Genomic DNA, 18,466 nt, shown 5'->3' with positions numbered 1-18,466 from the left:
CCTGATGTCGGCGGGCGGGCGTTATGCCGGGCCAGCCTGGATGCCGCGCAGGAATATCGCCAGCCGTTGTTTAATGTGCGCCGCGCGGCGCACATAGTCCGGCGCCTGTTGTGTTCTTCTGCGCGGCAGCAGCGCACCAAATACGATATCCATCAGCATCCCGGCGCAGAGCTCGGGATCGTCAACCACCATACGGCCGCGTTCAGCCTCCAGTTGGAGCCATTCGATAAGCGCTTCCCGTGAACGAATGATTTCGTTTTCATAGAGATAATCGGACAGCTCGGGGAACTGGATCGATTCCCTAACGATCAAATTGAGTATCGCTTCACGCGCGCGGGCGGTTTCCTGATCAATATTCAGGCGGAAAATTTCGATCAACGTTTCCAGCAGCGGCAGTGCTTCACCCGGCGGGCGCGGCAGAGCCAGGATCAGGTGTTGTTTCTCTTGTATCACGGCGGCGAAGAGCGCCGTTTTGTTACTGAATACTTCATAGATCGAGCGTTTGGAAACTTTGGCTTTTGCCGCGATAACGGCCGTTGTAGTGCGCGCAAACCCCAGTTCGATAAAGGCCTCATAGGCCCCGGCGATGATGGACTGCCGGCGTTCCTGTTCCCCGAACACTTTTGGCCGCCCGCGTTTGGGCGTGGTTTTTTTGGGGGTGACGTCCATCCGTTCTCCTGGTTTTCTCATTGACAGCCTGCATCGGCTACAATATGGTACTTTTATAGTACCATATCAGTGGGCAAGACTTTCTTCAAGGCTGGCCCGGCTTGCGGCGAACATCGGCCGCGTTTGAGCGGGCTGGGTTGCTTTGCTACGGTTAGAAGAGGTAACGGAGGTTGATCATGCCAAAGGCTATTCCATCCCAGGGAACAGGGCCAAGCCCTATCCGGGATCCCCGCGTTCTTGAGGTTATCGCCCGGATGAACGCCGCGCGGCGTTTCCCGGAACCGGGTGCGTTTCAGGGCGCTGCGGGCAAGGCGCCCGAGGCCTTCGCCGATTACGGTTTTTCCATTCACCCCGATCAGGGGGATCTGATATACCTGCTGTGCCGCGGCATGGGGGCGAAACGGGTGGTGGATTTTGCGACCTCGGTTGGCATGTCGGCGCTGTATTTTGCCGCCGCGATGCGTGACAACGGCGGTGGGTTGGTGATCGGCGCGGAGTATGTGCAGGCGAAGGTCGATGTGGCGCGGCGCAATCTGGCCGATGCCGGGCTGGCAGACTATGCGGATATTCGCGTGGGCGATGCGCGCGAAACGCTGCGCGACCTTGGCGAACCTATCGATTTTGCGTTGATCGATGGCTGGCCGGTTGAGCAGGGGCCTTCGCTCGCCCGCCAGGTGATTGAGATTATCGCGCTGCAGTTACGCACCGGCGGCTATGTGCTCAACGATAACGCCGAGCCGGATTTCCTGGAATACATTCGCGATCCTGCTAATGGATTTATCTCCGTCACCCTGCCGATCAAACGCGGCACGGAGCTGGCGCTGAAGGTGGGTTAAGGTCTGGTATGCAATCACGGCGGCAATTTCTGTTAACGGGCATCGGCCTGGGGGCGGCGGCGCTGCTGCAACCGTTGGTGGCGGCAGCAGGTACGGCAACGGCATCGGCGCTCCGGGCTGGCGCCGGGCGGACGGAGATCGTCTTTCCCGCCGCGCTTTTCCCGCTGGACGGTTTTGCCGGCGTGCACGATCCGCTGGCTGTCCGCGTGTTGCTGCTGGATGACGGCAGCCAACGCCTCGGCATCGTAGTCGTCGATCTGACCTCGATCGCCGAAGGCATGATCAGTGCGATAAAAACCATCCTGACCGAGGTGGCGGGCGTGCCGCCTGACAACACGCTGGTTTGCGCCAGCCACACCTTTTCCACTCCGCATATTTTTCCCGCTGGGCAAGCGCCCGCCGGTACGGACACCGTGCGTAATGAAGCTGCCTGGCGCGCGGTGCTTGCCGCGCTGCGCGCTGCGGCGGAGCATGCCAACGCCAGTTTGCAGCCAGCCCGTTTGGGCTTTGGCGCCGGGACCAGCCGGGTGAATGTGAACCGTGATGTGCCGACGCCGCACGGCTGGTGGCTGGGGGCGAACGATGCCGGTTTTGCCGATCCTTTTCTCGCCGTATTGCGTATTGATGGCCGTGATGGCAAGCCGCTGGCGCTCCTGATGAACTTTGCCGTGCAGTCGTCGATTATGGACGGTTCGCAGCAGGCCGCCGGCGGGAAGTTGATTTCCGCCGATCTTGCCGGCGCCGCGGCGCGTTACGTTGAGGCACATTACGGTTCGGATACCGTCGCACTGTTCCTGGTGGGGGCGGCCGGGGATCAGGCGCCGTATTTGCAGGCCAACCGCCAGGTCGTCAACGGCGACGGCAGCGTGGGCCAAATTGATGTGCACGAAGCGGGGTTCACGCTGGTGGATTTGCTGGGCGAGCGGCTCGGCGCCGGCGTGGTGCAGGTTGCCGGGCAAATTACGCCGGCATCCCAAGCCACGCTGGCGGTACGGCGCGCGCAGATAAACGTGGCCGCGCAAGAGATTACGCCGGAAGATCGGCCCACCGGCCCCGTTATCGCGTTCAATTATCCATCCAGTGCCAAAACGCGGGCGCTGCCGATCGTGATGATGCGTATCGGCGCTATGGTGCTGGTGGGCATGCAGCCGGAGTTGGCTGCCCGCGTTGGCGCACAAATCCGTGCGGCCTCGCCGTATCCGCAGACCCTCGTCGCCACCATGGTCGACGGCGCGGCCAAATACCTGCCCGATGCGCAAAGCTACGCGCGTTTCACCTATGAAGCGCGTAATTCGCCCTATGCCAAAGGCGCGGCGGAAGCGGCTGCAGCGGCGATAGTGGATAAACTGAAACAAATGAAAGCCAGCAACGGCGAAGGAGAATAAAGATGCCATCACGTCGGGAATTCCTGCTTATGGGGGTATGCACCGGAGCCTTGATTGCGATTAATGTTCCTGTGTTTGCCAAAAATGGGGCTCTGCATGCGAAGAGTGCGACCGCTATCACACAGGTGTTCGGCGATGGCATCCGGCTGGCGGCGGTTGCCGTAGAGTACGATGCACCGATCAACAGCGCGGATTTACAGGCGGCGAGCTTCCAGGTTGAAGGGCGGACGGTCACCGGCGTTTTCGCCAGTACCTCGGCTAACCCGGCCGATCGTGCGCAGGCAGGGCGCTTTGCGATCGTGACGCTGTCGCCCGAAGATGCCAACGCCACGCTGGCCGAGAAAGTGCAGCCGCAGGGCGCGTCAGGCAAGGAGGCTGGCAAAGGGATGAAAGGCGGCGGCCCCGGCAACGCGGGGGATATTCCCACCTATGACACCGTCTATAAAACGGCGGCGGCTAAGGTGCTGCAGGCGGCGCCCGTCACGCTGGCAAACGGCGATGTGATACCCGCCAGCAGCCAGGCGCTTGCAACCACGCAGGTGGAAAACCCGATCGTTGATGATTTTCAGCAATTGGAATTCCACGATCCAAAAACCGGCAAACTGCTGCGTTATAACCTGTTCGTGCCGAAAGGCTATGATGCCAATAAAGCCTATCCGCTGGTGTTGTTTATGCACGACGCGGGCGCAACCAGCGATGTGACGCGGACAACGCTGTATCAGGGATTGGGGGCGATAGCCTGGGCCAGCCCGGCCGATCAAGCCAAACGGCCGTGTTTCGTTCTGGCGCCGCAGTATGCGGAAATTATCGCCGATGACGATTCAAAAACCTCCGATATGCTGGATATCACCATTACGCTGATCAAGACGCTGGCGGAGAAATACAGCATTGACCGCAACCGGCTGTATACCACCGGCCAATCCGGCGGTTGTATGATGTCGATCGCCATGGACATCAAATACCCCAGTTTCTTCGCCGCTTCGTTTTTAGTCGCCGGCCAATGGGACCCTGCGTTGGTGAAACCGCTGGCCGGGCAGAAACTGTGGATACTGGTTTCACAGGATGACGACAAAGCCTACCCTGGGCAGAACGCCATCACCGCCAACCTGGAGAAAGCCGGGGCGAAGATCAGCCGTGCGGTTTGGGACGGCACCTGGTCGCCGGAGCAGTTCCGCGCCGCCTTCGACAAAATTACGGCGGAGAACAGCCCGATTAATTACGTGACTTTCCGCAAAGGCACTGTGATCCCGCAGGGCCAGTCCGCCGCCGGCGCCAGCGGCCATCGCAACACTTGGCGCATCGCCTATACCATTGAGCCGATTCGGGAGTGGATCTTCCGTCAGCATAAATAGGGCGGTTAACCAGGCGACACGATGAAAAAGCCACGGCGCGCATAAAGGCGCCGTGGCTTTTTGTTTGGCACAGCGAACGCTATGCCGGTATTGAATAAGCGCGGTTATTGCGCCGTGATGATGATGCGGCGGTAGGCGGTTAAGGCCGGGCTGCCATCGTCGGTCACGGCCAGGATAATGTGCTCCGTTCCCTTGTTTTTCACCTGCACGTCTATCGTCTCTTTGCCATTCTTGCTTAATTCCAGCACCGGTGGTTTTTGCAGGAAGTCTTCCCCTGACTTGCCGACAATTTGATCCATCGCCACCTGGTGGGAAATGGCGGAAGTGGCTTCCGGGTAACGGATCCAGTTATAGCTGAGTTTATCGCCATCTGGATCGTGGCTTCCTTTCGCGCTCAGTGTGACGGTTTCCCCCACGTGGGCGGTGATGTTGAGCACCTCTTTGCCGGTTTTACCGTTTATCACGGCCCGCGGATTATGGTTGGCTGCGGCGTAGTCTTTTATGCTCCAGTCCATTCTGGCGGCGAAATCATGCTGAAATGCGGTGCGCCAACGCCAGATGGTGGCCTGATTGGAGGTGTACTGCTGGCCATCGCTGCCGATGACCGTATCCGCCGCGTTCGGGTTGCCAGGGAAGAAATCGCCGCCGTTGCTCCAGATCGGGCGGGTTTCACCTTGCGGCTGGCGCACAATGTAACGGCCGCCCCAGCCACCCCAGCCGGGGTTCATGTCGCTGTTGAGGCCATTGCGGATCAGGCCGAGAAAGGCCGGCGTGTCGCCTTCCATAATAAAGGCATATTGCAGATAGCCTTTCCCCAACGGCCCTTTGCTGCGGATGTTTTTATCCAGCCAGCTTTGCGAAACCGTGGTGAAATCCGCGCCGGGCGCATTGCGGTAATATTTGTCGCCGCTGATGCCGGTCCAGGTGGCGCGGGCGTAGTCTTCGCCGTTTTGGCTGGACGGATCGACGATATAGGTGATTTGTGGATAATGCTGCCTGACCCACGCACCAGCATCGTCCTGATCGGAGATGGAATAGACCACCAGGTTCCGCGTTAGTGCGTCAACCTGCGCTGCCGGGTGTTTTTTCGACAGATCGATCAGTGCCTGTGCCAAGGTGTTGGCGCCGCCCCAGAGGTTAATAAACAGAGGATGTGCCGGATCGCTGCTTTTCTCAATCGACTTCAGCAACAGATCCGAACCCTGGGTATTTTTCCCTTCCCCGGTAGCGGCCATACCGTAAGCCGGCTGGCCGGAGGCGATCAGCGTTTTCAGCAACGAAGCGGCAGGGTAGTGCGGATCGTGTTTCAGCAGGTTCGGTTGCACCTCGGCGTAGTGGTTCACCACCAGTTCAATCATATCAGGATGCACCTTTTCCCGTTGCCAGGTGGAGGTGGTGGCTACCAGGCCTTCAACGTTCAGCTCGTTGCTATAGAGCAGAAAACGGGTAAGCGACATTTGGTCGTCGGGCTCGTTACCGATATCGCTCAGGATGAAAACGCGCGGCCTTTCCTGGTAAGGCAGGGTTTTGCCGGCGATTTGCTGCATAGACTCATTGGCAACCGCGGCGGCAGGCAGCGCTGCGGTGAACAACACCGGGGCGATAAGCAGCAGGCCTTTGGTGATGGCGTTGTGCGTTACTTTGATCATTGGAAACCTCATGGCTAATGAAATCAATGAATTATTTTTCTTTGTGGGGGATGAAAAGCGGGTGAGAACACATTAGTTAGCAGAGGAAACAAAGTAAAAAAATAAAAATCATTTTTGCTAAATGAATCACAAAAAAGAGATCTGCCGCTGGGCGTAATGCCGGAGCGGGAAGGGGAACGGGGCGCGTTTAAAGCAGGGTGGCCGTGATGGCGTCTGCGCTGAGCTGAACCAGCCCGACCATACTGTAGTTGTAGCTGGCTTTCATGTATTCCAGACGAATGGTGTTGATATGTTCGCTGGGGTTTTCACGCAATAGGCAATGGGTGATCGGCATGATCAAATCCACATAGTCTTCAAACAGTTCGCCGGTCAGGATCACACGCTTAATGTTGTGTATCGGCGCGGTACAGCAGATGGCAAAATAGAGCGCTTCGGCCATGCGCTGCGCGGATTGCTGCGGCGTGGCGGGATCGAACAAAAAGGCGTTTTCCAGCCCGGAAGCATAGGGCAAATGGACGATTTCAGGGTAAAACCCGTTGTCGCCCAGGCCCGGCTGGCCGTCGATGCAATAACCGAACCCCAGGCTGCCGAAGCCCGGCATAAAAGCCACCCAGGATTCGCGGGAATGGGTTCGCTTATTGATCATGTAACATGAGCACCAGGCGATGTTGACGATCTGCGTTGTAATGCCACTGCGGCTGCAAATAATATCGCGCAGGTTGATATTGCGCTCTTCCAGCACCGGGCACCATCTCACGACGCCGGAGTATTGTTCGATGCCGCCCTGCAACGCGACGCCAAGGGCTTTGACCTGTTCCCTTGCCACACCGGCCTGGGCGCATAGCTCCGCCACCAGCGCATCAAGCATTTCAGCCAGGCGTTGCGTTTTCATCGCGCCGCTCAATGGATAGTTCACCGTGGCCAGCGCTGGCCGGGTGGTGTTGTAATCATTGAGCGAGGCCTGCAGGCCATAGGTTCTGATCATAACATTGATGCTAAACAGCCTGCCGGCTTTAACGGCCAGCAACTGTTGTGGGCGCCCCAGTGGCGCGTCTTTCACGTCAGACTCTTCGATAATGCCGTCGCTGAGCAACCCCGCAGTCAGCTTGGTCACATAGGCGCGGGTGATATTCAATGTTTTGGTCATGGCGACCCGCGAGGTGGGGGTGCTATGCAGAATATTCAGAATTTGCTGTTTGTAATCCATGGTCAGCCCCGCAAGGTAGAAGCGTACTGCCAATACCTTAGCATTTTATGCTCATAGAGTGCTTTGTTTTAGAATCATTTTCTTTCTTATTACAAATAAATATTTTTAACATTTGCTGAAACACCGAGGAGCTGTTAATAACTAAACCATGTGGTATAGTTTTTCTATGTTGCGTTTATGGGCACCATTGCCCACGGCATGACGCATGTCTTAACCTTGGCTGCTTTAGCGTGACATAATGCTTTATTAACTGCACTGTTTAGTTATTTCGTTCGTTTTGCTGATGTAAACTCTTCAGCAGACCCAAGGGGAGGCGATGGCATGAGAACATTAACAGAGGAACGGCGAGAGGCCATCATTGCCGCCGCTGCGCAGGTTTTCCAGGAGATCGGTTATGAGCGCGCGTCAATGAATGAGGTTGCCAAGCGTGTCGGTGGCTCTAAGGCGACCCTGTATAACTATTTCTCATCGAAAGAAGCGCTGTTTGAAACGGTAGTCCGTCAATACAGCGCAAATTTTTTAACGGAAGCGGCGGCGGAGTTGGTGGCGCCTGGCAGTGAAAAACTCTCGCTTGAGCAAAAGATTACCCGCTTTGGCGAACGGATGCTTCAGGTGCTTACCGGCGATAATCAGGCGCTGCAGATTTACCGTGTGGTGGTGGGCGAGGCCGGGCATTCCGATATTGGCGCACGTTTTCGCGAGGCCGGCATTCGGCAAAGCATGGAAGCGCTGGCCGAGGTCATGAGAGAAGCCATGCAAAAAGGTGAGCTGACCGAAGGTGAGCCGATGCTGCGGGCAAAACAATTTACCGCCCTGGTTAAATCCGAGACGGATGCGCTGCTCTTTGAGCGCGAACTGCCGCGTTTTACCAATGCCAAAATCAAGCAAATGGTCAAGGGCGCCGTGCGGTTGTTTTTGAACGGCGCAATACCGCGGGAAGAGAATAAATAATTCGCGCTGTTTTCCCTATTGCCTGTCTGCGCATTATGGCCCCCACATCCCTCTGAATAGGCCAGCCCTTGGCCTTTCAGAGCTGGCATTCTTCACGCTGTATCATCTGCCTTTACGGCTCAGGCTATGGCTATTCCTTTGCTGACCACCGGAGAACGCCGGGCGCCTAAGGCGATATCGATTATAACTGTACGGGGTGGTTTTTCGTTGCTATCATCGCTTCGCCAATAAAATGTTTCTGGATTTAGGGTTCTTTATATTCAGCAACAACGGAGGAGAGCATGAGAAAGGGCTCGGATATCCTGAGGGAACACATCATCACTGAGGCGGCTGCGATACTGCAAAGCCAGGGATACCAAGCATTAACATTCCGGCAATTGGCTTCCCGCCTGGGCTGTGCCGAGCGCGTGTTGCTTAACCATTTTGCCCATCCAGATAAACTGCTTACGGTGGTGATCCGCACCTATGCCACCCGGCATTTAACGCAGGCCGTTTCCGTGATATCCGACACGCAGAGTTATCAATTGCGCGCCATGCTCACCCGTTTTGGTGTGCGGATGCTGCTTGTGCTGCAAGACGATCGGGATGCGCTTGATATCTATCGCCGTGTTCTATCCGATGCCGCATGCACGAATATTGGTTTGCTTTTTTATGAAGCGGGTTTTCGTGATGCGCTGGAAAAACTCACGCAAGCGCTGGATATTGCCATGGTTCGCCGGGAAATCCGGCTGGGCGATCCGCGCATAATGGCCCAACAATTACTTTCGCTTTTCTTTGCCGTTGGTGAAATACGCCTGCTGGAACAGGAGCCTGAACCCCTCAACCTGTGCCAGATAAGAAAAATGGTTCGCGAAGCGGTGCATGTGTTCCTGTACGGCGCCGCAGTGAGGCCTGGAGCGACAAACGGGCACACCAACGGGGCGGTATGAGCATGGAACTACTTGATTTAATCGCCGATATATTAATGTATTGGCCAGGAAGAAAGAAAAAAAGAGATTATAAAAACAAAAGGTTATTGGATATTAAATACAAGCCTGTTTATGTCATAACGGCAGATAAAAATAATGGTAATAACGCGAGAGGATTAGCAGCAAAAGCAGATGATAATCGTTGACAGTCTGCGCACAGAAAGCAGGCTGGTTGCATCAGGCTGTTATTATCGGCCTGAGGTTGTGTTTCCTTTAGTTAAAAAATGAACCGGCTCTGTTTAATCCCGCATGATGGTGCTAAGGTACGCGTTCAATAATAAATGGCCCGAAAGAGTTTGGTCATGGACGTAATCGGAATCATCATCTCAGCGGGGAAGTCCTCCGTTGATGTCGCGTTGTATACGCTACTCCCCATCATGGTCGTGATGCTGGTCATCATGAAATTTCTCGAAGTCAAAGGCATTTTGGACGTTGTCGTTAAGTGGATGACGCCCTTGCTGCGGCCCTTCGGGCTTAGCGGTATGAGCACTTTTGCCATGATTCAGCTTAACTTCGTGAGTTTTGCCGCGCCGCTTGCCACGCTATCGATCATGGAAAAGCGTGGGGTATCCGATCGTCATCTGGCGGCGACGCTGGCGATGGTGTTCGCGATGGGGCAGGGCAACACGTTTTATCCGTTAACGCCTTTTGGTTTGCATTGGGGCGCCGCGATTGTGATCTCCATTATCGGCGGATTGAGCGCGGCCGCGTTGACCTACCACTGGCTGGGGCGAAAGCTGTCCGTGGCGGAAGGCGCCCGTTTAGAGGCGGCGCGGCCAGAAGAGAAAACGGCCCGCGGGATTATCGGGATTATCAATGGCGCAGGTTCGGATGCTATTCGGCTGGCCATTGGCTCGGTGCCGATGCTGCTTTTGTCGATGGTTATCGTGGGCATGCTGACGGCGGCCGGGGTAGTCAGCGGGCTGGAACATTTGCTGTCGCCGTTGCTGGCGGCGATGGGCATCCCTGAAGTATTCGTTATGCCGACACTGGTGAAATGCCTGGCAGGCGGTACTGCCTATTTCGGTGTGATTTCTGATCTGGTTCAGCAAGGCAAGATTACCGCTAGCCAAATTAACGCCTCTTCGGGGCTGCTGGTACAGACTTTTGATTTACCCGGGATTGGCATATTTCTCGGTGCTGGCTCGCGGTTCACTCGGGTTTTCCGCTATGCCGCACCGGGCGCGATGTTCGGCATTTTAGTGCGCACGCTTTTGCATTTGGCTCTTTTTTAATACAACAGCGATGAGGATATGTTCCTGCCCGGAAGAGGTGAGAGGGGATATTCATTTTGTCTGGTTTTTGTTAAGACCATCAGCCTGACATTCATCTCAATATCGTTATCAGTTATGATGTTAACCAAGTCACAAAAATCTGATAGGAAGATGTCGCAACATGATTAACCGTTTCACCCTGATTGCCGTCACCTCTGCGCTTATGCTGACCGGATGCGCGAAGATTACAGCGGCAACTTCAGCTGCCAAGTCCTCGGTTAGCGCAGTCTTGTCCCCGGCTGAGGCTGAAATTGTCGATTTTTCTACCGGGCCTACGCTGGTCAGCGTTACCCATGTTGCTACGCCGGCAGACGATGGTGAACCGATCTACGTCACTGTTGATGGTATTGATGCGGGTATTCTTGCTATTGGCCAAACCGTTGAGTTGCACGTCAGCGAGGGCAAACATAAAATCGGCGGCTATGCTCGTTCGTTAGTGGGCCGTGTAACCATTCCTGCGGTAGAGGTGACAACGGAACCGCACACCAAGCAGCACGTCAATTACGCCATAACGCGCAAAACGCCTAAATTCACCGTTGGGCCTTCTACGAAAGTGATCGTTAGCGCCCCGGCTGCTGCCACGGCCCCTGCGGCGGCTACAGCGCCTTCAACGGCGACGCCGCCGGCCGCAACAACCACGCCCTCTACGACGACACCGGCCGTGACAACCACGCCAGAAACGACATCTACACCAACAGCCACCACGCCGACGACAACCACGACGCCAGCAACAACATCAACGCCGACAACCACTGCGGTGCCAGAAACCACAACACCGGCGGCGGCGACCACCGAATAGCGTCAATGGCAAGGTGCGTCGTCGTTGTTCGATGAAATCTTGATATGCGCCCTGCTAATGCCGCAGGGCAGCCTATGAGGATCAGGAGGATGAAACGATGCCTTTGAATCCAACCATTGCGCTTATTGGGCCGGGCGCTATTGGCACAACCATTGCTGCGGCACTGCATGAGGTAGGGCGAACGCCACGCCTTTGCGGGCGCACAGCGCATACGCAGTTGGTACTGCGCTACGATGGCGGCCAGATTATTGTCCCTGGGCCGGTGCTTACTCATCCCACGGAGACTTCCCACCCGTTTGACTTGGTTTTTGTTGCGGTAAAGACCACGCAGATTGATGCGGCGGCGCCATGGTTGGCTGCTTTATGCCATGAGCGCACGGTGGTGTGTGCACTGCAAAATGGCGTTGAGCAGGAGAGCCTGCTTGCACCTTATGTGTGTGGCGCTACGGTATTGCCTTCAGTGGTATGGTTCCCAGCACAGCGTGAAGCGGATGCTTCCGTCTGGCTGCGTGCTAAACCGCGGCTCACACTGCCGGATTCTCCGCAGGCGAAGTTGGTGCTCAACGCGCTAAGCGGCACACGTTGTTCGGTGGACCTGGCGGCCGATTTCACCTCTATCGCCTGGCGCAAGCTGCTTCAGAACGCGGTGGCGGGGTTGATGGTGTTGGCGAACCGCCGTGCCGGCATGTTTGCACGCGCCGATATCACCGAGCTGGCATTAGCGTATTTGTGTGAATGCCTCACCGTCGCGCGCGCCGAAGGCGCAACGCTAAGTGATGACGTGCCGCGGGAGATTGTGGATGGCTTTCATCGTGCCCCGGCTGATTTAGGCACCTCGATCCTCGCCGACCGGCAAGCGGAGCGCCCGCTGGAATGGGATATTCGTAATGGCGTGGTGCAACGCCGGGGGCGTATGCACGGTATCCCAACGCCACTCAGTGATATCATCGTTCCTCTGCTTGCGGCAGGCAGCGACGGGCCGGGGTAATCTTCAGGCACTCGCACACCGGCCCTGTACAGACCATATTGCATCGTGGCGTATGAGCTTGATTCCCACAGCAACAAATAACGAGGTCGTTATGAATTTATCTAGTGGCATAATCCACGATCTGAATACGCTGGCTGATTGGCTTTCACCTGACGAGCTGGCTGCTTCTGAAAGTATCAGCCCGGATCTGCTCATCCTGGCAGGCCATGCAATTCTGCCTAATATTACCGGGGCTATGCGGTTTATTGCTGAAACCGGTATCCCAGTACTTTTTAGTGGTGGTATAGGGCATTCGACGGCGCTTCTGCGGCAGGCGGTTAAAAATAATCCCCTGACCACGGCTATTGAAACCGAAGATAAAAGTGAAGCGGAGATCCTTGCGGATATTGCTGAGCGAATTTTCAGAATACCGAAAAATAAGATTTTTGTTGAGAGTCAATCAACCAACTGTGGTCAAAATGCTGATTTCAGTAGTGAACTGATATTACAGCATAATTGGGCGCCATCAACGATTATTCTTGTGCAAGATCCACTGATGCAGCGCAGAACTTACGAATCTTTCGCATTCAGTTGGAAGAAGAAAAATATGGCGGGGCGTTTTATTAACTGGCCGGTTTTTAAACCCCATTTAATTATGGCAAGCAATCAGCCGATTATTACTGGCGTGCAATTCTACGGTGTATGGGCGATTAATCGCTACATCTCAATGATATTGGGTGAGGTGAAGCGTCTTCGGGATGATGTGTCAGGCTACGGCCCATTAGGGGCAGGATTCATCGGCCATGTTGATATTCCTGAAGAAATAGAGTGCGCGTGGCAGCGTCTTATCGGAGATAGCAAACTGGTGGAAATCGTTCGCTAACGGATCGCCTGATGGTGTTACGTCATCGCGTTTATGGGGCGGTTTCCGTTGTGTCGTTATTGCCTTCGGTGACGAGGTGTTCAATAAAGGCGCGCGCCCGGCGCGGGAGATACTGGGCGGCGGCATGCACGACATAAAGATTGACGTCGTTTTGCTTAAACTCGTCCAGCGCCGTTTCCAGTCTTCCCGCCTTTAGATCATCAGCGATGTCATAATCTGATTTCAGTACGACACCGGCACCCGAGACCGCCCAGCGGCGCAACAGCCCGCCGTCGTCCGCGGTTCTGTCGCCCGAGACCGCAACGGAAAGCGTCTCCGTGCCGTCATTGAAGCGCCAGATCGTCTGGGGGTTGCCGATTCGGGACAGGACAAGACAGTTATGATGGACCAATTCTTCCGGCCGGGCTGGTTTGCCCCAGCGTTGCCAATAGGCCGGGGCGGCACAGATCGAGCGCCCGCTGCGCAATATCAACCGCGCCTTCAGTCGTGAGTCGGAAAGGGGCCCCGTGCGGATGCCGAGATCGTACCCACCTTCAATCAGGTCCACGACTGCGTCATCGAGTGTCAGATCGAAACGCACCCCTGGATGTTGTTTGAGAAACGAGTCGATCACCGAAGCAAGCCGAGATCGCCCGAAATCATTCAATGCGGTGATGCGGATGGTTCCTTTCAATGGCCCGTCGTCGGCAATCTGGTCACAGGCATCATCGAGATCGCGCACGATACGGCGGCACTGGGTCAGGAAAAGCTCGCCCTCCGGCGTGAAAGTTAGATGGCGGGTGGAACGCAGGATGAGCTGGGTACCGAGGTGCGCCTCAAGCCGGCGCAGGCTGGCGGTTACCGCCGAGGGCGCGAGACTGCGTGCCCGTGCGACAGCCGCCAGACTGCCGTGATCGGCAATGTCGATGAAAATACGAAGGTGGGTCAACAGGTCCATAGTTCATCTTATGTGAATAAAGCCTGCATCGCAAAGGCTCTTATCAACTCGAACGCTGTGCGTCTATTATTCAGTATTCATCTATTGGAAACAGAGAGCGCAACATGAGTCAGAACTTAACTGGTCAGAAGGTCCTCGTCATCGGCGGATCGAAGTTCCTCGGGGAAGCGATCGCCCGGAAGGCTGCCGCCGCCGGCGCGCAGGTTGTGATCGGCGCACGTGACCTCACGCAAGCGAAGGTGGTTGCCGACAGCCTGTCGGGTGGCAGCGCCATCCGCCTGGATATCACCGATGAGTCCACCATCGCGGCGGCAGCGACCGCTCTCGGCAAGATCGACCACATCGTCATCACTGCGTCCGCGCATCATAACGTTCCGGTAGCGGTGCTGGAGAAGGACAAGCTCATCACGGCGTTCGACGCAAAAGTCTTCGGGCCGTTGCTGGTGGCCAAACATTTCGCACCGAGCCTGTCCAAGGCTGGGTCGATCATCCTGTTCTCCGGCGTTGCGGCGTGGAATCCGAGTGCGCCCTACACCGTCATGGGCGTGTCCAATGGGGCGGTAGCCTTCCTCGCCACCCACCTGGCGAAGGAGCTGGCGCCGGTACGTGTCAACGCGATTTCGCCGGGCATTATTGATTCCGGCACCTGGGATGCGCTCGGCGCGGAAACCAAGAAGGGGCTGCTCGACGGCGCTGCCGCATCGACGCTCGTTGGCCGTGCAGGCGTGAGCGGCGACATTGCCGATACCGCGCTGTGGCTGCTCGGTGCCGGCTTCGTGAGCGGCGAAACCATCCACGTTGAAGGCGGAGCCCGCTTCTAATAAAGGAACATGATCCATGGCGAGCAAGCATGTACTTATTGCAGGCGGCGGCGGAGTGGTGGGCCGCGCCGCAATCGACGCATTCGGTGACGCCGGCTGGGAAATCACGACACTCAACCGCAGTACGACGGGGCCAAGCGATCACCGGCATCTGTCTGCGGATCTGCTTGCCCCTGAGAGCCTGGCGGCCAACACCCACGTCTTCAAGACGGTCACACATCTTTTTTACGCGGCCCTGAAACCCAATTCAGATCCCGGCATAGAGGCTGACGAGAACGCCGCGATGCTGGAAAATCTTGTCACTGCGTTGCGTACGGCCGCCGCTCCGTTGGAACGGATCATCTTCATCCAGGGCGGTAAGGTGTATGGCGCGCATCTGGGGGTGTATAAAACGCCGGCGCGTGAAGACGACAGCCGGCATTTCCCGCCCAACCTCTATTTTCGGCACGAGGACTATGCCCGTTCGCTGGAGAGTGAGGGCCTGAAATGGACTGTGCTGCGCCCAGACATCGTTATCGGCCACTCGCTCGGCTCGGCGATGAACCTCGGTAACCTGATCGGTGCCTACGGCACGCTGTGCCGGGAGACAGGAACGGCCATGCAGTTCCCCGGCCCCGACGCAGCCTATCGCGGCGCGCTGGTCAACGTGACGGGCGGCAAAGTGCTTGGCGCAGCGGCTTTGTGGGCGGCACAGGAAAATGCAGACGGTGCCTTTAACATCACCAACGGCGATGTGTTCCGATGGGCGCATGTCTGGCCGAAGTTGGCTGACTGGTTTGGCCTGGAGATCGGTGAGCCGCAACCCATCTCACTCGCTCAGCGCCTGGCGGCGCTGCGGCCTGTCTGGGCGAACCTGGCCAGCAATGCCGGCCTGGCCGAAGCCAGTCTCGACCGCATTGCGTTGGGCGCCTTCGGCGATTTTATCTTCCATGTGCAAACCGACGCGATTTTTGACCTCACCAAGGCGCGCCGTGCAGGCTTCAATGCCATGAACGAACGCTCCGATGACGTACTGCTGGCGCACCTGGAGGGGATGCGCGCACGCAAACTGATCCCGTGATCGGACTCTGTGTGCCCGTGTTCTGGCGGGGTATCGTGGGCGGCATCCTCGCCAGCCATGGTTTCATGGCCGGCACTGGCAGTGCCCACGGAAGCACCCAAACGGGGGAACTGATATGGTTGATTTGTTCACGCCTATCGACGTGGGTGCCATCAAGGCACAAAATCGGGTATTCATGGCGCCGATGACGCGGGCCCGCGCCACGTCCCACCATATTCCCACACCGATGATGGCCGACTATTATCGTCAGCGTGCGACTGCGGGCCTGCTCATCAGCGAAGCCGTCGGCATCAGCCGCGAAGGCCTGGGCTGGCCTTATGCGCCAGGCATATGGAGCCAGGCGCAGGTCGGGGCCTGGAAACCGGTGACGGTCGCAGTTCATGAGCGGGGCGGGAAAATCGTCGCGCAGCTCTGGCATATGGGCCGGGCGGTGCATTCGAGCGTTACCGGCCAACAGCCTGTTGCCCCATCGGCAATCGCGGCACCTGGGCAGGCGCACACCTATGACGGCAAGATGTCCTATGAACTGCCCAGAGCGCTGGATATCGCCGATATCGCGCGTATCCTCGACGATTACGCCCACGCTGCGCGCAATGCCCTGGCGGCGGGGTTTGACGGTGTGCAGCTTCACGCCGCAAACGGCTATTTGATCGACCAGTTCCTGCGCGACAGCACCAATTGCCGCGAGGATGGCTACGGTGGCGAACCGGGAAACCGCCTGCGTTTTTTGCGAGAGGTGGTCGAACGTGTGGCAGACGCCGTCGGCGCCAGCCGCACCGCGGTGCGGTTGTCACCCAACGCTGAAAGTAAAGGCTGCATTGATAGCGATTCAGCGGCGTTGTTCTTGCGTGTGGCCAAGTTGCTTGACGGCGTTGGTCTTGCCTTCCTCGAACTGCGTGAACCGGGGCCGAATGGCACCTTTGACCGTCGCGACTCACCCAAACTCTCGCCGGCGATCCGGCAAGTCTTCACCGGGCCGTTGGTGCTGAACCAGGACTACACGCCGGAGGCCGCCGCCCAAGCGCTACATAACGGAGCGGCGGACGCGATCGCTTTCGGGCGAACGTTCATTTCCAATCCTGACCTTGTGCATCGTCTGCGCGCACGTCTGCCGCTTGCGCCGGATGACCGGGGGAGCTGGTACAGCCAGGGGGCTGAGGGTTATACGGATTACCCGAATGGCGCCTAAGCACCCCTGATACCGCGTCTGAGGCGGCTCGCGAGGTCATCGTGTGCCTCAAGGTGCTCCCTGACTGTGGGCGTGGGCATGCTCGTTGCCAAGGCCGTGCCAGCCAACTCAAGACGGAGATCACGCCGTGGACCCGATCGCGCTTGAAAAACGCCCGTTTCGCAGCGATATCCAGGGGCTTCGTGCTGTTGCTGTGTGTGCTGTCGTGCTGTATCACGTCGGCGTACCGGGATTGCGTGGCGGCTACGTTGGCGTCGATATTTTTTTCGTGATATCGGGCTATCTCATTAGCCGACAATTGCTTGAAGTTCATGGCAACACATGGGCTTCGCTTTCCGCCTTCTATGCGCGCCGAGCCAAGCGGCTGCTTCCGGCGGCTCTTTTCGTCATTGCCGGCAGTAGTCTGCTGGCCTGGGTGTTTCTGTCATCTTTGCAACTCAAGGCCGTCAGTCGCGATGCGATCGCGGCAACGCTCTATGTTCCAAATATCCTATTCGCCGTACGAGGACTCTATTATTTAAACAAGAGCGATGCGCCTTCGCTTTTATCGACTATCGCATCCGGTGGGCTGGCAGTTTCGCTTATGGGAAGCTACTACGCTGCGAATGCCGCCGCGTTGCAAACAGCAAAAACGGTCACTCCGGTAGCCATTAGCAAGCCGCCTCAATTCACTTCTTATGTTCCGGATAACCTGATCCCGGCGCTACAGCAGGCCAGTGACTACGTCCCCATTCTGTATACAAATGGCTGTCATCTCGATTATCCCGGCTCGGCGGCGCAAACCCACTGTACGTTTGGGCACGCCCATGCGCGTCTTATCGTGGCGCTCTTCGGCGATTTACATGCCGCGCAGTGGTTTCCCGCGCTTGATGAACTGGCGAACGCACATGATTTTCGGCTCATTACTTATACAAAATCCGATTGTGAGGCGATGCAGAACAATCAGTATTCCGCTTGCCAGGATTGGCGCAGAAATGTGCTCGCCAAGCTGAAATCGTCGCCACCGGATCTGGTGATTATCTCAAGCTTCGAAGAATATAGTCATAGCCGAGTAAGCTGGGAACGCGCGCTTACCGAGGTCATTGAGCAATTGCGGCAATTTTCGAAAGTGGCGGTGATCGCGGATACGTCACATTTTTCATTTATACGGGCCGAATGTCTCGCTGATCATCTGACGGACACGCAAGCCTGCGGCGCCCCTCGCGGCAAGGCGCTCGTCACTGATCGTGCGCAGGATTTCGCACTTGCCGCGCAGCATGCGGGGGCGGCGATTATCGATCTCAGCGATTATTTATGTACGCAAAGCCGTTGTGGCCCGGTGATTGGCAATCATCTGGTATACCGTGACGATCACCACATGACGGCGTCGTTCGCACTCACCCTTGCACCGGTATTGTGGGATGAGCTTGCCCCGATGGTTTCGACACCTTGACGGTTACCGGCGCCTGGCTACGGCCGCGTTGATGAACCTGAACTATAGCGCCGAAGTATCCGGTAATACGTTGATCCGCTCGCCAAA

General features: G+C 56.9%; 18 protein-coding genes. 14 read left to right on the top strand and 4 right to left on the bottom strand.

Features of this window, described 5'->3' with window-relative positions; genetic code table 11:
• Window positions 1–21: 21 nt before the first annotated feature.
• Complete coding sequence (locus AC559G_RS14570; protein WP_498913000.1) at window positions 22–669, bottom strand: TetR/AcrR family transcriptional regulator; 648 nt, start codon at window positions 667–669, stop codon at window positions 22–24.
• A 176-nt stretch (window positions 670–845) separates the two neighbouring features.
• On the opposite strand from AC559G_RS14570, the gene AC559G_RS14565 reads away from it, so the two are divergent.
• The 3 genes from AC559G_RS14565 to AC559G_RS14555 are packed head-to-tail and all read left to right on the top strand — an operon-like array spanning window position 846 to window position 4,242.
• The gene (locus AC559G_RS14565) at window positions 846–1,505 is read left to right on the top strand and encodes an O-methyltransferase (RefSeq protein WP_498912999.1); all 660 of its coding nucleotides are present in this window, start codon (window positions 846–848) and stop codon (window positions 1,503–1,505) included.
• 8 nt (window positions 1,506–1,513) lie between these two features.
• Complete coding sequence (locus AC559G_RS14560; protein WP_498912998.1) at window positions 1,514–2,890, top strand: hypothetical protein; 1,377 nt, start codon at window positions 1,514–1,516, stop codon at window positions 2,888–2,890.
• Window positions 2,891–2,892: 2 nt separating this feature from the next.
• A complete protein-coding gene (locus tag AC559G_RS14555; RefSeq protein ID WP_498912997.1) occupies window positions 2,893–4,242 on the top strand; it encodes a carboxylesterase family protein in 1,350 nt (449 codons plus the stop codon).
• Window positions 4,243–4,346: 104 nt separating this feature from the next.
• Here the strand turns inward: AC559G_RS14555 and AC559G_RS14550 are convergent, their stop codons facing one another.
• Complete coding sequence (locus AC559G_RS14550; protein ID WP_498912996.1) at window positions 4,347–5,891, bottom strand: nucleoside hydrolase-like domain-containing protein; 1,545 nt, start codon at window positions 5,889–5,891, stop codon at window positions 4,347–4,349.
• Between the two features lie 187 nt (window positions 5,892–6,078).
• Window positions 6,079–7,098, bottom strand: coding sequence for an ROK family protein (locus AC559G_RS14545; protein ID WP_498912995.1), 1,020 nt, complete (start codon window positions 7,096–7,098; stop codon window positions 6,079–6,081).
• Window positions 7,099–7,419: 321 nt separating this feature from the next.
• On the opposite strand from AC559G_RS14545, the gene AC559G_RS14540 reads away from it, so the two are divergent.
• From AC559G_RS14540 to AC559G_RS14510, 7 genes are all read left to right on the top strand, one after another.
• A complete protein-coding gene (locus tag AC559G_RS14540; RefSeq protein WP_498912994.1) occupies window positions 7,420–8,049 on the top strand; it encodes a TetR/AcrR family transcriptional regulator in 630 nt (209 codons plus the stop codon).
• Window positions 8,050–8,330: 281 nt separating this feature from the next.
• Window positions 8,331–8,978, top strand: a complete 648-nt coding sequence (locus AC559G_RS14535) for a TetR family transcriptional regulator C-terminal domain-containing protein (protein ID WP_498912993.1) — start codon at window positions 8,331–8,333, stop codon at window positions 8,976–8,978.
• Window positions 8,975–9,163 carry a hypothetical protein gene (locus AC559G_RS14530; RefSeq protein ID WP_498912992.1) on the top strand — a complete coding sequence of 63 codons (189 nt, stop codon included), beginning with the start codon at window positions 8,975–8,977 and terminating at the stop codon, window positions 9,161–9,163. Before AC559G_RS14535 ends, AC559G_RS14530 begins: the two co-directional genes overlap by 4 nt.
• Window positions 9,164–9,319: 156 nt before the next feature.
• Window positions 9,320–10,252 carry a nucleoside recognition domain-containing protein gene (locus AC559G_RS14525; RefSeq protein ID WP_498912991.1) on the top strand — a complete coding sequence of 311 codons (933 nt, stop codon included), beginning with the start codon at window positions 9,320–9,322 and terminating at the stop codon, window positions 10,250–10,252.
• Window positions 10,253–10,412: 160 nt separating this feature from the next.
• Complete coding sequence (locus AC559G_RS14520; RefSeq protein WP_498912990.1) at window positions 10,413–11,090, top strand: hypothetical protein; 678 nt, start codon at window positions 10,413–10,415, stop codon at window positions 11,088–11,090.
• 97 nt (window positions 11,091–11,187) lie between these two features.
• Window positions 11,188–12,078, top strand: coding sequence for a ketopantoate reductase family protein (locus AC559G_RS14515; protein ID WP_498912989.1), 891 nt, complete (start codon window positions 11,188–11,190; stop codon window positions 12,076–12,078).
• Between the two features lie 91 nt (window positions 12,079–12,169).
• On the top strand, window positions 12,170–12,940 hold the full coding sequence (locus tag AC559G_RS14510; protein WP_498912988.1) for a YdcF family protein: 771 nt from the start codon (window positions 12,170–12,172) through the stop codon (window positions 12,938–12,940).
• Between the two features lie 31 nt (window positions 12,941–12,971).
• Here AC559G_RS14510 and AC559G_RS14505 read toward each other — a convergent pair whose 3' ends face one another.
• A complete protein-coding gene (locus AC559G_RS14505; protein ID WP_498912987.1) occupies window positions 12,972–13,877 on the bottom strand; it encodes a LysR family transcriptional regulator in 906 nt (301 codons plus the stop codon).
• A 104-nt stretch (window positions 13,878–13,981) separates the two neighbouring features.
• Between AC559G_RS14505 and AC559G_RS14500 the strand changes: the two genes are divergently transcribed.
• From AC559G_RS14500 to AC559G_RS14485, 4 genes are all read left to right on the top strand, one after another.
• Entirely contained in the window at window positions 13,982–14,698 is a 717-nt protein-coding gene (locus tag AC559G_RS14500; protein WP_498912986.1) for an SDR family oxidoreductase, read from the top strand.
• Window positions 14,699–14,714: 16 nt separating this feature from the next.
• A complete protein-coding gene (locus tag AC559G_RS14495) occupies window positions 14,715–15,758 on the top strand; it encodes a Rossmann-fold NAD(P)-binding domain-containing protein (RefSeq protein WP_498912985.1) in 1,044 nt (347 codons plus the stop codon).
• Between the two features lie 115 nt (window positions 15,759–15,873).
• Window positions 15,874–16,947 carry an alkene reductase gene (locus tag AC559G_RS14490; protein ID WP_498912984.1) on the top strand — a complete coding sequence of 358 codons (1,074 nt, stop codon included), beginning with the start codon at window positions 15,874–15,876 and terminating at the stop codon, window positions 16,945–16,947.
• 127 nt (window positions 16,948–17,074) lie between these two features.
• Complete coding sequence (locus tag AC559G_RS14485; RefSeq protein ID WP_498912983.1) at window positions 17,075–18,379, top strand: acyltransferase family protein; 1,305 nt, start codon at window positions 17,075–17,077, stop codon at window positions 18,377–18,379.
• The last annotated feature ends 87 nt before the right edge of the window (window positions 18,380–18,466 follow it).

It is taken from the genome of Gibbsiella greigii (genome assembly GCF_039540155.1).
Classification (GTDB): Bacteria; Pseudomonadota; Gammaproteobacteria; order Enterobacterales; family Enterobacteriaceae; genus Gibbsiella; species Gibbsiella quercinecans.
This window is presented reverse-complemented; position numbering and strand designations above follow the sequence as displayed.

What these genes read in the sequence shown, in the direction of transcription:
- AC559G_RS14545 (WP_498912995.1), bottom strand. Translation starts at nt 7,098, where the DNA reads ATGGATTACAAACAGCAAATTCTGAATATTCTGCATAGCACCCCCACC.
- AC559G_RS14520 (WP_498912990.1), top strand. Translation starts at nt 10,413, where the DNA reads ATGATTAACCGTTTCACCCTGATTGCCGTCACCTCTGCGCTTATGCTG.
- AC559G_RS14490 (WP_498912984.1), top strand. Translation starts at nt 15,874, where the DNA reads ATGGTTGATTTGTTCACGCCTATCGACGTGGGTGCCATCAAGGCACAA.
- AC559G_RS14560 (WP_498912998.1), top strand. Translation starts at nt 1,514, where the DNA reads ATGCAATCACGGCGGCAATTTCTGTTAACGGGCATCGGCCTGGGGGCG.
- AC559G_RS14515 (WP_498912989.1), top strand. Translation starts at nt 11,188, where the DNA reads ATGCCTTTGAATCCAACCATTGCGCTTATTGGGCCGGGCGCTATTGGC.
- AC559G_RS14510 (WP_498912988.1), top strand. Translation starts at nt 12,170, where the DNA reads ATGAATTTATCTAGTGGCATAATCCACGATCTGAATACGCTGGCTGAT.
- AC559G_RS14550 (WP_498912996.1), bottom strand. Translation starts at nt 5,891, where the DNA reads ATGATCAAAGTAACGCACAACGCCATCACCAAAGGCCTGCTGCTTATC.
- AC559G_RS14525 (WP_498912991.1), top strand. Translation starts at nt 9,320, where the DNA reads ATGGACGTAATCGGAATCATCATCTCAGCGGGGAAGTCCTCCGTTGAT.
- AC559G_RS14540 (WP_498912994.1), top strand. Translation starts at nt 7,420, where the DNA reads ATGAGAACATTAACAGAGGAACGGCGAGAGGCCATCATTGCCGCCGCT.
- AC559G_RS14530 (WP_498912992.1), top strand. Translation starts at nt 8,975, where the DNA reads ATGAGCATGGAACTACTTGATTTAATCGCCGATATATTAATGTATTGG.
- AC559G_RS14555 (WP_498912997.1), top strand. Translation starts at nt 2,893, where the DNA reads ATGCCATCACGTCGGGAATTCCTGCTTATGGGGGTATGCACCGGAGCC.
- AC559G_RS14570 (WP_498913000.1), bottom strand. Translation starts at nt 669, where the DNA reads ATGGACGTCACCCCCAAAAAAACCACGCCCAAACGCGGGCGGCCAAAA.
- AC559G_RS14505 (WP_498912987.1), bottom strand. Translation starts at nt 13,877, where the DNA reads ATGGACCTGTTGACCCACCTTCGTATTTTCATCGACATTGCCGATCAC.
- AC559G_RS14565 (WP_498912999.1), top strand. Translation starts at nt 846, where the DNA reads ATGCCAAAGGCTATTCCATCCCAGGGAACAGGGCCAAGCCCTATCCGG.
- AC559G_RS14495 (WP_498912985.1), top strand. Translation starts at nt 14,715, where the DNA reads ATGGCGAGCAAGCATGTACTTATTGCAGGCGGCGGCGGAGTGGTGGGC.
- AC559G_RS14535 (WP_498912993.1), top strand. Translation starts at nt 8,331, where the DNA reads ATGAGAAAGGGCTCGGATATCCTGAGGGAACACATCATCACTGAGGCG.
- AC559G_RS14500 (WP_498912986.1), top strand. Translation starts at nt 13,982, where the DNA reads ATGAGTCAGAACTTAACTGGTCAGAAGGTCCTCGTCATCGGCGGATCG.